The organism is Pseudomonas sp. NY15437, from assembly GCF_048068435.1.
GTDB classification, from domain to species: domain Bacteria; phylum Pseudomonadota; class Gammaproteobacteria; order Pseudomonadales; family Pseudomonadaceae; genus Pseudomonas; species Pseudomonas nitroreducens_B.
On the sequence record NZ_JBLUQC010000016.1, the window covers coordinates 105701 to 119133 of the forward strand.

Annotated in this window: 11 protein-coding genes; all 11 read right to left on the reverse strand. The window is 68.8% G+C overall.

What is annotated here, in order from left to right:
* Positions 1–322: 322 nt before the first annotated feature.
* The 11 genes from ACNFIA_RS27300 to ACNFIA_RS27350 all read right to left on the reverse strand — a co-directional run bounded on the left by ACNFIA_RS27300 (position 323) and on the right by ACNFIA_RS27350 (position 13429).
* Positions 323–2869, reverse strand: a complete 2547-nt coding sequence (locus ACNFIA_RS27300; protein ID WP_416790110.1) for a PAS domain S-box protein — start codon at positions 2867–2869, stop codon at positions 323–325.
* Between the two features lie 158 nt (positions 2870–3027).
* Entirely contained in the window at positions 3028–3291 is a 264-nt protein-coding gene (locus ACNFIA_RS27305) for a DUF2892 domain-containing protein (RefSeq protein WP_416790111.1), read from the reverse strand.
* A 123-nt stretch (positions 3292–3414) separates the two neighbouring features.
* Positions 3415–4950 (reverse strand): MDR family MFS transporter, encoded by a 1536-nt coding sequence (locus ACNFIA_RS27310; RefSeq protein WP_416790173.1) that lies wholly within the window; start codon positions 4948–4950, stop codon positions 3415–3417.
* Positions 4940–6088, reverse strand: a complete 1149-nt coding sequence (locus tag ACNFIA_RS27315) for an HlyD family efflux transporter periplasmic adaptor subunit (RefSeq protein ID WP_416790112.1) — start codon at positions 6086–6088, stop codon at positions 4940–4942. Before ACNFIA_RS27315 ends, ACNFIA_RS27310 begins: the two co-directional genes overlap by 11 nt.
* Positions 6085–7572, reverse strand: coding sequence for an efflux transporter outer membrane subunit (locus ACNFIA_RS27320; RefSeq protein WP_416790113.1), 1488 nt, complete (start codon positions 7570–7572; stop codon positions 6085–6087). The genes ACNFIA_RS27315 and ACNFIA_RS27320 overlap by 4 nt, the downstream gene beginning before the upstream one ends.
* 101 nt (positions 7573–7673) lie before the next feature.
* A complete protein-coding gene (locus ACNFIA_RS27325; RefSeq protein WP_416790115.1) occupies positions 7674–8420 on the reverse strand; it encodes an AraC family transcriptional regulator in 747 nt (248 codons plus the stop codon).
* A gap of 228 nt (positions 8421–8648) precedes the next feature.
* A complete protein-coding gene (gene map, locus ACNFIA_RS27330) occupies positions 8649–9422 on the reverse strand; it encodes a type I methionyl aminopeptidase (RefSeq protein WP_416790116.1) in 774 nt (257 codons plus the stop codon).
* The gene (locus tag ACNFIA_RS27335; RefSeq protein WP_416790117.1) at positions 9419–9625 is read right to left on the reverse strand and encodes a ParD-like family protein; all 207 of its coding nucleotides are present in this window, start codon (positions 9623–9625) and stop codon (positions 9419–9421) included. Before ACNFIA_RS27335 ends, map begins: the two co-directional genes overlap by 4 nt.
* Before the next feature lie 96 nt (positions 9626–9721).
* Positions 9722–11002 (reverse strand): CaiB/BaiF CoA transferase family protein, encoded by a 1281-nt coding sequence (locus ACNFIA_RS27340; protein WP_416790119.1) that lies wholly within the window; start codon positions 11000–11002, stop codon positions 9722–9724.
* 24 nt (positions 11003–11026) lie between these two features.
* Positions 11027–12349: an MFS transporter gene (locus ACNFIA_RS27345; protein WP_416790120.1), complete on the reverse strand. Its 1323-nt coding sequence runs from the start codon at positions 12347–12349 to the stop codon at positions 11027–11029.
* 81 nt (positions 12350–12430) lie between these two features.
* Positions 12431–13429, reverse strand: a complete 999-nt coding sequence (locus ACNFIA_RS27350; protein ID WP_416790122.1) for an acyl-CoA dehydrogenase family protein — start codon at positions 13427–13429, stop codon at positions 12431–12433.
* Positions 13430–13433: the final 4 nt, after the last annotated feature.

Consider the following 13433-nt stretch of genomic DNA (forward strand, 5'->3'; position numbering starts at 1 on the left):
CCCAGGCAAGGCATTTCAGAAGAAGACAGTTGCTCCTACGCGCGCCTGCACCGCAGGCGCTCCCTTGTAGGAGCGGGCCATGCCCGCGACCTCGCCGGCAGGCGATTCCCTTCAACCCGCGACCGACACCCGCTGCGCACGGGCGGCCTTCGCGGACAAGGTCCGCTCCTACGCGCGCCCGCACCACAGGCGTTCCCTTGTAGGAGCGGGCCATGCCCGCGACCTCGCCGGCAGGCGATTCCCTCCAACCCGCACCGTCACCCGCTGCGCACGAACGGCCTTCGCGGACAAGGTCCGCTCCTGCGACAGCGCCCCCACTCCCTCAGCCGGGGTTCACCAGCTGCAGCAGGCGCGCGGCCAGTTCGGCGCGGCGGAAGGGCTTGGACAGCACCTCGTAGCCGCGAATCTGGCTCGGCGTGAGGTTGGCGTAGCCGGTGATGATCAGCACGGGCAGCTGGGCAAAGCGCTGGCGCAGGTCCTGGGCCAGTTGCGCGCCGGTGCGGTCGGCCATGATGTGGTCGGTGACCAGCACGTCCGGCACCAGGCCGTTGTCGATCAGCGCCATGGCCGCCGCCGCCGACGGCGCATCGGTGACCTGGTAGCCGAGGTCGCGCAGTTGCAGGCGCGTGGTGTAGCGCACCAGGTCCTCGTCATCCACCAGCAGCACGTGGATCGGCCGCGGCGCCACCGGCGCGTCGAAGACCTCCCCGTCATCGTCGCTGGCAAGCTCGTCGGTGATCGGCAGCCACACCGTGACCTGCGTGCCGCTGCCGACCTGCGATGCAATGCCCAGGCCGCCGCCGGACTGCGCCGCCAGCCCCTGCACCATGGACAGCCCGAGCCCCGTGCCCTTGCCCACGCCCTTGGTGGAGAAGAACGGCTCCAGGCAGCGCGCCAGGGTCTGCGCGCTCATGCCACTGCCGTTGTCGCTCACCACCAGGCCGACGTAGCGCCCGGCGGCGATGCCGTCGAACTGGCCGTCGGCAATGTCGCTGACCTTGCCGCCGATCTTCAGCTGGCCGCCCTCGGCCATGGCATCGCGGGCGTTCACCGCCAGGTTGAGAACCGCCAGCTCCAGCTGGTGCGGGTCGACGATCACCGCCGGCAGGCGTTCGGGAATCTCGATCACCACCTCGATCATGCTGCCCAGGGAGCGTTCGATGAGGTCGCGCATGTCGCTGACCAGCTCGCGCAGCGACACCACCTGGGGCTTGAGGGTCTGCCGGCGGGCGAAGGTCAGCAGGCGGCCGACCAGGATGCGCGCACGATCGGCCGCTTGCAGCGCGCCATCGATCAGGGTGGTGGAGCGCTCGTCGTCCAGGCGTCGGCGCACCAGCTCAAGCGACGCCATGATCGGCGTCAGCAGGTTGTTGAAGTCGTGGGCGATGCCGCCGGTGAGCTGGCCGATCATCTCCATCTTGCGCGCCTCGTGCAGCTGAGCCACCGCGGTCTCGCGCTGGGCGACCATGGCGGCCACGCGTTCCTCCAGGCCCTCGTTGACCCCGCGCAGCTCGTTCTCGGCGCGGATGCGTGCGCTGATGTCGACGCAGACGCAGAGCATGCCGGTGACGGCGCGCTGTTCATCGAGCAGCGGCGTGAGCTGGTCCTGCACCCAGACGTCGCTGCCATCGGGGCGCAGATGACGACGGACGATCTCCTTTGGCATGAGCGAGCCGCTCGGTGACAGCTCGTCGATCTCCTGCAGGCGGGTATGCAACAGCTCCTCGCGCGAGCGCCCGACGATCTCGCAGTAACGCTCGTTGACGCGTTTGAAGTACCCCTCGCGGTCGCACAGCGCAATGCCGGCGCTAGCCTGGTCAAACATCGCCGACAGTTGCGCGGAGCTGGCACGCAGCGCCGCTTCGGCGCGGGCGTGCAGGATCGCCGTCCAGGCCTGCTTGGCGGTTTCCTCGGCCAGGCGCAGCTCGAACTCGGCATAGCTGTGGGGCTGTTCGTGATGGACCGCCAGCACCGCTTCCAGTACGCCATGGCGGATCACCGGCACGTGCAGGGTCGCGGCCAGCTGCAGGTCGCGCCGGGTCTGCGCTTCGCCTTCGGGCAGGTTGCCGTCGTCGTTGCGGTAGTGCCGCGTTACCGGCAGGCCGGCCTGCAAGGAGCGCAGCAGCTCGCCGCCGAAGTTGCGGTAGCGGTGGCGGCCCAGCGCACTGTGGGCGCCGTCGAGAAACTCCTGGGCGACATCGAAAGTGACCCCATCGCCGTTGTCCTCGCCGAAGAACACCCGGCTGGCGCCCAGTTCCTCGCCCAGCTTGCGCACGGCGATGGCTTCGATGTGGTCGGGGGCGCTGGTGGCGGGCAGGGCGCGTCCCAGCTCCAGCAGGAACGCCTGGCGCCGCTCGAACTGCACGCGCTCGGTGGTTTCGGTGACGATGCACAGCACGCCGCCGATGGAGTCGTCGTCATCGCGCACGGCGGAATAGGAGACGTCGAAGTACACCGTTTCGCCGGCGCCATGGCGCTCGATATAGAAGGGGCGATCCTTGGCGGCGAAGGTTTCGCCGGTTTCGCGCACGCCGCGCAGCAGTGGCTCGAGGTCGTCCCACAGCTCGGTCCAGTTCTCCTGGGCGGGGCGGCCGAGGGCGCGCGGGTGCTTGGCGCCGATGCTCGGCACGTAGGCGTCGTTGTACAGGGCGACGTATTGCGGGCCCCAGAACAGGACGATCTGCGCCTTCACCGGCAGCACCGTGCGCATCAGTGTCTGCAGGCTGGCTGACCAGCTGGCCGGCGCACCGAGCGGCGAGTCGCTCCAGTCGCGCGTGCGGATGAGGGTGGCGACGTCCGCCGGGGCGTCCGCGCAGGCGTGCGCAGCGGAGACATCCGGGTCGGCGGCAAAGTCGGAAAGCTGTTCCATGTCGTCAGGGGCCGCAAGAGTCGTGGCGAGGGGACTGTGTCGTTAAGAGCACACGAGCAGCCGCCGCGTTCCATCGGTGTGAACCACACCCTGGCGCCGGCACCGCTGACTATAGCGTGCCGGCGGCAAGCGGAGCGGCTGGCTGCGTTGCGACCCGCTCAGCGTTTCCCGGTGCGGCCCGGGCCACGGCGCGTGGCCGGCTCCGGCAAGGGGTGCACTTCGGCAACCGACGCCTGCTGCAGGTCGCCCAGCAGCGCCTTCATCCGACAGCGCCCGGTCAGGCCGCGCTTGACCACCAGCACCGCCGCCGCCACCTCCAGCCAGCCGCTCACGCCACCGCGGCGCACACCCTTGCCGATACCGGCCAGGCCGATTGCCAAGGACAAGGCGCGCTCCCATCCATCGACATTCTGCTCGTTCATCTCAGACCTCCCGTGCACATGGGCGAAACGGGCGCGCCGAGCGCGCCCTGAGGGTGTGAGCGGGCAGGGGGCTGCGGGTTCAGTGGAAGTTACGAACGGCGCTCCTGGCAGCGGCGCATTCCGCTAGGCGTTGCGGTTGCCGCGCAATGCCAGCGCGGCTACCGCGCAGGCGAGCAGGGCGAGGAAGGACAGGTAGAACGCATCGCCATAGGCCATGAGGAACGCTTCGTGGCGGATATGCGCGCCCAGCCGCGCGAGGGTTTCGGCCTGCTCCGACAACCATTCGTTGAGGGCGAATGCACCGCCGGGGTCGCCCTGCACGCGCTCCTGCAGGGCCGGCGCGAAGAGCGTCACCTGCTCGCCGATGCGCTCGGAATGGAAGCGTTCGCGCTGCGAGACGATCTGCGTCAGCGCCGCGGTGCCCACCGCGCCGCCGAGGTTGCGCAGCATGGAGAACAGCGCCGAGGCCGAACCGGCTTCCTGCTTGGACAGGCCGGACACCGCCAGCACCGACAGCGCCACCATGATGAAGGGCTGGCCGATGCCGCGCACCACGGTCGAGGGAATGATCACGTTGGCGGCGCTGTCGGCGTCCAGGTGCGCGCCGAGGTAGCAGCCCAGGGCCATGATGGCGAACCCGCTGGCGACCATCAGCTTGGGGTTCAGCCAGCGCATCAGGCGCGGCATCAGTGGCGCCAGCAGCAATTGCACGAGGCCGTAGGCGATCAGGCTGATGCCGATCTCCCGGGCGTTGTAGCCGTGCAGCTGGGACAGGTAGTTGGGCACCAGGAATACCAGGCCGAAGGTCGCCGCGCCGAAGATGAACATCGCCGCGCTGGCCACGCCGAAGTTGTAGCCGGCCAGCAGGCGCAGGTTGATGAACGAGCGCCGGCCGTACAGCTGCGTGTAGATGAACAGCAGCAGGGCGCCGACGCCGATCGCCAGCATCCAGACGATGAACTCGGAGCCGAACCAGTCCTTGCGGCCGCCTTCTTCCAGCACGATCTGCACTGCGCCCAGGCCGACGATCATGCTGGCGATGCCCAGCCAGTCGCCCTGGCGCAGCTTCTCCAGTTGCGGTGTCTGCGGGGCGATGGCCCAGGCCACGGCGGCCAGCAGGAACACGCCGGGGATCAGTTGCAGGTAGAAGATCCAGCGCCAGCTGTAGGCGTCGGTGAGCCAGCCGCCGATGGAGGGGCCGGCCGCCTGGGCGACGCTGTTGGACAGGCTGAACAGCGCCATGCCCATGGCCACCCGCGAGGCGGGCAGCTCGGTGATGATCAGCTGGAACGACAGCGGGATCAGCACCGCGCCGGCTGCGCCCTGGACGACGCGGATGGCAATCAGGGTGGCCAGGTTGGGCGAGAACGAACAGGCCACCGAGGCCGCCAGGAAGATCGCGGACCCCACCAGCATGACCCGGCGCAGGGAGAATACTTCCACCAGCCAGGCGGTCAGCGGGATCATCACGATCTCGGCGACCAGGTAGGCCGTGGAAATCCACGAGCCCTCCTCGAAACTGGCGCTCAGCGAGCCCTGGATTTCCGGCAGGGCGGCGCTGGTGACGTGGACGTTCATGCCTGCCATGAAGCAGCCGAACAGGCCGCCGATCACCGCCACCCAGGCCTTGAGCGAGGTCTTCTCGGCATCACTGGCCATGGCGTTGCGCCTCGTCTTGGCCACGGGTGTCCACCTCGGCGATCACCGACATGCCGGGCAGGATCGGCACCTGTCGGCGCGCGTCGGCATCGAGGGCGATCTTCACCGGGAAGCGCTGGACGATCTTGGTGAAGTTGCCGGTGGCGTTGTCCGGCGGCAGCAGGGCGAATATCGCCCCGGAACCGGGCGAGACGCTCTCGACGCGGCCGTGCAGGCGGGCATCGGGGAAGCTGTCCACGCGCACCTCCACCGGCTGGCCGGGGCGCATCCGGCGCAGCTGGGTTTCCTTGAAGTTGGCCACCACGTAGGACTGCTCCACCGGCACCAGCGCCAGCAGCGGCAAGCCTGGCGTGACGTACTGGCGCTGACGGACGCGGCGCTGGCCGACCACGCCGTCGATGGGCGCGCGGATCAGCGTGTCCTCTTGTTGGTGCTCCGCCAGGGCAAGGCTGGCGTCCGCCTCCGCGGCACGGGCCTGCTGCTGTTGCAATTGGGCGGCAGCCTGTGCGTGGCTGGCCTGGAGCACACCCAGGCGGGTGCGTTGCCGGCTGGCGGCGGCCTCGGCGCGGCTGAGTGCCGAGCGCGCCCGGGCGAAGTCGGCGGTGACGCTTTCCAGGCGCTGGCTGCTGGCGGCCTGCTGCGCCGCCAGGTCGCGGTAGCGCTGGTAATCCAGTTGCGCGCGCTGGCGTTCGGCCTGGGCGCTGGCGACGTCGGCGGCGGCCTGGTCGATCAGCGCCTGCTGTTCCTTGAGCTGCGCGTCCAGCGTCACCAGCGCGGCCTGTTGGGCGGCGATGGCGGCCTGCGCCGCGTTGCGTCGTGCCTGCGCCTGCTGCAGGCGGGCCTGGTAGTCGCGGTCCTCGATGCGGACCAGCGCCGTGCCGGCGCTGACGCGCTGGTTGTCGTCCACCAGCACCTCGGCGACGTAGCCTGCGACCTTCGGGCTGATGGCGATCCAGTCGGCGCGCACATAGGCGTCGTCGGTTTCCTCCAGGTAGCGGCCAATGCTGACCCAGTAGACGCCGACGGCCAGGGCGGCGATGGCGAGAACACCACCGCCCAGCCCGATCAGGCGGCGCTTGCTGTTGAGCCTTGTGGCGGGTGCGGCGGCGGTTTGCGGTTCATCGACGGCCATGTTCATTGCGCGGGTCTCGTGGAAACGGTGATGACCCCGGCGGGTTCGCCGGCCGGCGTTGCCTGCCAGCCGCCACCGAGGGCGTGGAAAAGTTCGATCTGGCGCTCGACCAGGCGCCGGTCGGCCTCGGCCTTCTCGGCTTCGAGGCGGACCATGGCGCGCTCGCTGTCGAGCACGTCGAGAAAGTCCAGGGCGCCGGCCTGGTAGTTCAGCTGCGCCAGGCGGTAGGCGTTGCGGCTGCTGTCCAGCGCGCTGCCCAGGGCATCGCGGTGGCCGATCTCGCCGCGGTAGCGCGCCAGGTTCTGGCGGACCTCCTTGAGCGCGACCAGCGCCTGCTGCTGGAAGCGCGCCAGCTGCTGGCGCTCATGGGCCTGCGCGCCATCGAGGCGGGCGCGGGTGGCCAGCAGGTTGGGGAAGTTCCAGCGGATCAGCGGCCCGACGGCATAGGTGATCGCCTCGTGGTCGCCGAGGTCATGCAGGCGCTCGGCGGAGGAGGTGATCGAGGCGCCGAAGGACACGTTCGGGTAGAAGTCCGCCTGGCGCACGCCGACGGTATGCCCGGCGGCCGCCAACGTGCGTTCGGCGGCGCGGATGTCCGGACGGCGCCGCAGCAGTGCCCAGCCATCGCCCACCGGCAGCGCCTGGCGGAGCTGCGGCACCTGTTGGCAGTCGCTCACGGCCGCCGGCAGGTGTCCTGGCTCGCTGCCGGTGAGCACGCCGAGTTCTTCCAGCGCCGCCTGGTGTTCGGCCTGCAGGCGCGGCAGCAGGGCACGGGTTTCCTCCAGCAGGCTGCGCACGCGGTCCACCTCCAGCTCGGTGACCAGGCCGGCGCGGCGCTGGCGCAGCGTGAGGTCGAGGCTGCGCTCCACGGTCTGGGCCGAGTGCTGCTGGATGGCGGCCCGCGCGGCATAGGCGCAGGCATTGGCATAGGCGCGCGCGGTGCCGGCGGCGACGTTGACGCGCAACTGGTCGTGGGCCGCCTGCGCCGCTTCGGCGTTGGCCGTGGCGGCGAGGATCGACTGGCGAACCTGGCCCCAGAGGTCGAGCTGGTAGTCCAGCGCGAACCCCGGCACCTGGTTCCACTGCGAAGCGGCGCGGCGATCGGTGGCCTGGGCCAGGGTCTGGTCGTCGCCGGTGCGGCCGTAGAAGGTCTGCCAGCTCAGCGTGGTGGCGGGCCAGCGCTGCGCCCGCGCCTGGCCGAGCAGGGCGAGCAGCTCGTCGACGTGGGCGAGGGAGGCTTGCAGGTCCTGGTTGTGTTGCAGGGCCTGGGCTACCAGGTGGTCGAGCTGCGGGTCCTGGTACAGCCGCCACCAGTCGGCGGGCGGCTCCTGGGCGTCGGTGCCGCGGGCGAGGGCCTGCCAGTCTCCGCCGGGAGAGAGCCGGGCAGGCGGCGTCGCGGGTTCGCTGACGGCCGCGCAGCCGCCCAGCAGCAGGCCGGCACAGGCCAGCGCGAACAGCGAGTGTCGCGGTTTCGGGGATGGGTTGGGCATGTCGGGAAGTCACTTGTAATCGGACTTCCGCAGGTTAGGGATTCAGCCGCCGCGGCTCTCTCGCGCGGCGGACAAGCAGCCTCGCGAAACGGACACGCTGCTCAGCTGCGCGCGGCCAGGTAGTGGCTGGGCGACTGCCCGAGGATGCGCTTGAAGCTCTGGGAGAAGGCGCTGGGGCTCTGGTAGCCGTGTTCCAGCGCCACTTCCAGCACCGAGGCGCCGGCGGTCAGCCGTTGCAGGCTGAGCACCATGCGCACGCGGGTGCGCCAATCGCCGAAGTTCATCCCCAGCTCGCGCTGGAACAGCCGGGCCAGGGTGCGGCTGCTCATGTTCAAGCGCTGCGCCCAGTCCTCCATGCCGGTTTCGTCCGCTGGCGCTGCGATCACCGCGTTGCACAGCCGCAGCAGGCGCGGGTCACGGGGCATGGCGAGGTGAATGGCGACCGTCTGCGCCGCATCCATCTCCACCAGCAGCAGTTCGTGCAGGCAGCGGCGGCGGTGGGCGCTGCCAGCGCCGGCCGGCAGCGCACTGGCGGCGACCAGCAACTCGCGCAGCAGCGGCGTTACCTCGATCAACTGGCACTGCTGCCCGCCCCAGGGCCAGGTGGAAGCGGGCATGAACAGCGTGCGCATCCGCACGTTGCCGAACATGCGGATCTGGTGCTCGGTGCCGGGCGGTACCCACAGCGCGTGGCCGGCGGGAACCACCCAGTTCTTCTGCGCCGCGCCCACCAGCATCACGCCCGAGAGGGAATGGATGAGCTGCGCCTGGTTGTGGCAGTGCGGCAGGATTTCCTCGCCATCGTGGTGGTCGTAGGCCAGCGCTTCGAGGGAGAGGGCACAGGTCATCGCGGGCCTCCTTGGGGCCGGGAAGGTGGAAGAGCAGCAGGAGAACATTCTAGGGAATGTGATGGGACGTTGACTGGCGTTTGATTGCTCGTATTTTGTCAGGTGCGCAATAGAATTCTGATTATCTTGGAATTCCAGCAATATCCTGAAAGGCATTGGTTGTGCTGTCGCAGGCATGGCCAGCTCCTACAGGTCTGGCATGTGGCGCGGAAACTTCCCTCTCGCGCTCTACGAAAGCGCTGCGGCGCGCTCTTCGGCGCGCAGCGTCAGTACCTCGACGCCCTTGGCGGTGACGGCCACCGTGTGTTCGAACTGCGCGGACAGCTGGCCGTCGAGGGTGACCACGGTCCATTCGTCCGCCAGGGTTTTCACGCCGGAGTGGCCCTGGTTGAGCATCGGCTCGATGGTGAAGGTCATGCCTTGCCTGAGCACCTGCCCGGTGCCGGGACGACCGACGTGCAGCACTTGCGGCGACTCGTGCATCTCGCGGCCGATGCCGTGGCCGCAGTAGTCCTCGACCACCGTATAGCCGTGCTGCCGCGCGTGCCGTTCGATGGCGTGGCCGATGTCACCCAGGCGGGCGCCGGGTTTCACCGCGCGGATGCCTTTCCACATCGCCTCGTAAGTGACGTCTACCAGGCGTCGGGCGGAGGGGGAGACGTTGCCGACCAGGTAGGTCTTGCTCGAGTCGGCGATGAAGCCGTTCTTTTCCAGGGTGATGTCGAAGTTGACGATGTCGCCGTCGCGCAGCCGGTCCGCCTCGGACGGCACGCCATGGCAGACCACCTGGTTGGGCGAGGCGTTGAGCACGAAGGCGAAACCGTACTGGCCCTTGCTGGCCGGCCTGGCCTGCAGCTCGTCGACGATGTAGCGCTCGACCCGGTCATTTACCTCCAGGGTCGTCATGCCTTCCAGTGGCAGCGTATCGACGAAGCCGAAGACCTTCGCCAGCAAGCGGCCGGATTCGGCCATCAGCGCCAGTTCCGCCGCGGTCTTGATCACTTGGCGCCTCCGGCGGCGTACCGGACCCCGGCTTCCTGCAGCTCGCGGGTGACGATCTCGTTGAAGCTCAGGGTCGGCTCCAGTTCGCAGAGCATGCCGATCTTGATCCAGAACGCCGCCTGCGCGTTGATCGAGCGACAGGCCACGGAGCTGGCGCGGCGCAGCTGGTCGTGCAGGTCGTCGTCGAGGTTGATGATGCCCATGATTCTCTCGTCTCTCGTGAATGCAATACGTTATGAAGCATAACAAAACATATATGCATCATATTGAGCGAGGCGAGTCAGTGCAAACCCGGCGGCTCAGCCGGCCTTCGAGACAGCCTCCACCAGTGGCTCGGCCAGGGCGATCACACCCTTGCCGGCCAATTCCGCCAGTTGCTCTGTTGCAAGCCCCAGTTGTTCGCCCAGGACCTGCGCGGTGTCCTGGGCGAACATCGGTGGCGCCAGGCGGTAACTGGGCGGTGAGGCGGAGAAGCGCGCCGGGTAGCCGAGCAGGGTGACGTGGGTGCCATCCTGCCGGGGCAATGTCTGCAACAGGCCGCGCGCCTGCACCTGCGGGTCGGCGAGGGCCTGCTGCAGAGTGTTGATCGGCCCGCCGGGCACGCCAGCCTTTTCCATGGCCGCCAGCAGGTCGGCGGCGCGCCAGCCGGCGATGCTTTTCGCCAGCTCCACTTCCAGCTCGCGGCGGTGCTGGCTGCGGCCGGGGTTGCGGGTGAAGCGTGGATCGTCGGCCAAATCGTCGCGGCCCAGTAGCCGGCACAGCGCCTGGAACTGGCCGTCGGAGCCGCAGGCAACGAGGATGTAGTCGTCAGTACAGGCGAAGTCGCGGTAGGGCACCACGTTGGGGTGGGCGTTGCCCAGGCGCTGCGGTATCTGGCCACTGACCAGATGGTTCATCGCCTGGTTGGCCATCAGCGACAGCTGGCTGTCGAGCAGCGCGCAGTCGATATGCTGGCCTTCGCCGCTGGCGTGGCGGTGGTTGAGGGCGGCGAGGATCGAGATGGTCGCGTACAGGCCGCAGAACAGGTCGCTCACCGGCAAACCCACTTTCAGCGGCCCGGCGCCGGGTTCGTCGTCGCGGCGGCCGGTGATGCTCATCAGCCCGCTCATGCCCTGCACCAGAAAGTCGTAGCCGCCGCGCCCGGCGTAGGGGCCTGTCTGGCCAAAGCCGGTGACCGAGCAGTAGATCAGCGTCGGGTTCAATGCCTTGAGCTCTGCGTAATCCAGGCCGTAGCGCGCCAAAGTGCCGACTTTGTAGTTCTCCACCAGCACATCCGCCGAGGCGGCCAGCCGACGCAGCAGTGCGGCGCCGTCGGGGTGGCCGAAGTCCACGGCGATGGCGCGCTTGTTGCGGTTGGCGCAGAAGTAATAGGCGGCGTCCCAGGTCGGGCTGCTGTCCTCGAGGAAGGGCGGCCCCCAGGTGCGGGTGTCGTCGCGCCGGGTGGGGTGCTCGACCTTGATCACGTCCGCGCCCAGGTCGCCGAGTATCTGCGTGGCCCAGGGGCCTGCGAGTACGCGGGAGAGGTCGAGGACACGCAGACCCGAGAGCGGGCCCTGCGAGGTGGCTTGGGTATTGCTCATGCTGTTCTCCAGATCGCTTGGACTTCAGTGCAGGTCGTTGCCGCGGGTCTCGGGCATGCGGATGAAGGCCACCAGGGTGATCACCGCCATGACCGAGACGTAGACCAGGAACCACTGTTCGTTGCCGCGGCTCTGCAGCCAGGTCATCAGGTAAGGCGTGGTGCCGCCGAAGATCGCCACCACCAGGTTGTAGGGCAGACCGATGCCCAGGGCGCGGATGTCGGTGCTGAACAGCTCCGACTTGATCGCCGGGGCGATGGCCGAATACAGCCCATAGAGCAGCAGGCCGAACAACTCGACGGCGAGAATCGACGCGAACGAGGCGCTCATCGAGCGCACCACCGGGTAGAGCAGCGCGGCGTAGCCCAGGGCAAAAACGATCAGCTGCGGGCGCCGGCCGATGCGGTCGGATAGCCAGCCGAACAGCGGCTGGGAAATCATGAACACCACCAGCGCCAGGCTGCTGGCGGCATAGGCAGTGGCCGGTTCCACGCCAAGGGTGCGAATGGCGTGCACCGGCAGGTAGCTGACGAACAGATAGAAGGCGAAGGCCCCCAGCAGGCTGATGCCGACCAGGCGCTTCACCGCTTCCGGGTGCTCGCGCCAGAGGGTGCGCAGCGGCCGCTCGATGCGCTGGCCGCGACGTTGTTCCCGGCCCTTGCGGAAGGCCGCTGTCTCCTCGACGCCGTGGCGAATCCAGAAGCCGGCCAGGCTGCCCAGGCCGCCGATGAAGAAGGGAATGCGCCAGCCGAAGTCGATCAGCTCGTCGCGGCTCAGCCATTGGCCGAGCACCCAGGCCAGGCCTGAGGCGAACAACAGGCCGAGGGCGATGCTGGCGAAGAAGAAGCCCGAGTACAGGCCGCGCTGGCTGGCCGGCGCGGATTCGGCAAGGAAGGTCGCGGCGGCGCCGTATTCGCCACCTACCGACAGTCCCTGGACCATGCGCGCGAGCACCATCAGCACGGGTGCGGCGATGCCGATGCTCGCGTAGGTGGGCATCAGGCTGATCAGCAGCGAGGGCAGCGCCATCATCAGGATGGTCAGGTTGAGCGCTGCCTTGCGCCCGGCGCGGTCATTGAAGATGCCGATCAGCCAGCCCCCCAACGGACGCATGGCGAAGCCGATGGCGAACACTGCAAAGGAGGCGAGCAGGGCGGTGGTCTCGTTGTCCGACGGGAAGAATTGATGGCTGAAATAGAGCGCGAAGGCGGTGTAGACCGTCCAGTCGAACCATTCCACGGTGTTGCCGACACTGCCGGCGATGATGGTTCGCCAGGCGATGGGCCGGGCCCTGGCGGTTACGCCCGCTGCAGCGGCGCGATGCGGTTGGCTGAGAAGGTGGGCCATCGGTGTTCTCCCTTGTCATTGTTTTGAGAAGCACGGTTTGTGAGAGACGGTGGTGAAGGTGCCGCCGGCGGGCGGCACGCTTCAGACGGCGGGCAGGTGGCGGCGCAGGAAGGCCAGGCTGTCGCCGCTCTCGCGCAAGGCCGCGCGGCCGATCATCAGCTGCCAGTACGCCTCGCTGCCGAAGTCCGAGCGCCAGGCGTACAGGCGCCGGGTATAGAGCTGCAGGTCGCATTCCTCGGTAACGCCGATGGCGCCGAACACCGCGTGGGCAATTGTGCAGATGCGCACCGCCGCGCTGCTGCAGCGAGCCTTGGCCACCGCCGCCGGAACACCTTGCGGCCAGGTTGGCCCGCGCAGCGCCAGTTGCGCCGCCATGCGCGCGGCGAAGACTTCCTCGGCAAGCACGCTGATCTGCTGCTGGACGGCCTGAAAACCGCCGACTGGCTTGCCGAACTGCTGGCGAGTCGTGGCGAAGTCCAGGGTCAGTTGCAGTACCCGTTCGGCGGCGCCGGCGATCAGCGCTGCGGTGCAGGTCGCGCCCAGGGCATGCCAGTCTCGATCCGTCGACAGACGCAAGGCGCCGCTGGGGATTTCTGGCCAGAAGAGCTCTTCGGTGGCACTGGCATGCACACCGTCCGCCTGGTGTTGCGCGCTGTCGAGCGGCAGCAACCAGACGTCTTCCGGCAGGGTCGCCAGCACCCAGCCTGACTGGGCAGCGAAGGCCACTGTCTGGCAGCGCAGGCCCTGTCCGTTGCGCTCACCGCTGGCCAGGGCGATGGGGCCTTCGGGCAGCGCGAAGCCAGCTTCGGCCAGTGCCAGGCGTGCCCACCAGGTACTGGCGAGCGGAAGCGGCAGGGCCGCGCCGCCGGCGGCGAATAGCAGGTGGCAGGCGGTTTCCGGGCTGGCCGCTGCGCCGCCGAGCTCCTCGGGTAGCAGCAGGTCGGCGAAACCGTGTTCGGCCAGCGAGCGCCACAGCCCGTCGGCGGGTTCGCCCAGGTCGATGCGGCGCACGCGCTCGGCGCTGACTTCGCCTTCTAGCCATTGGCCGAAGGCGTCGAGAATGAGGTTGTCGAGGCTCATGGGG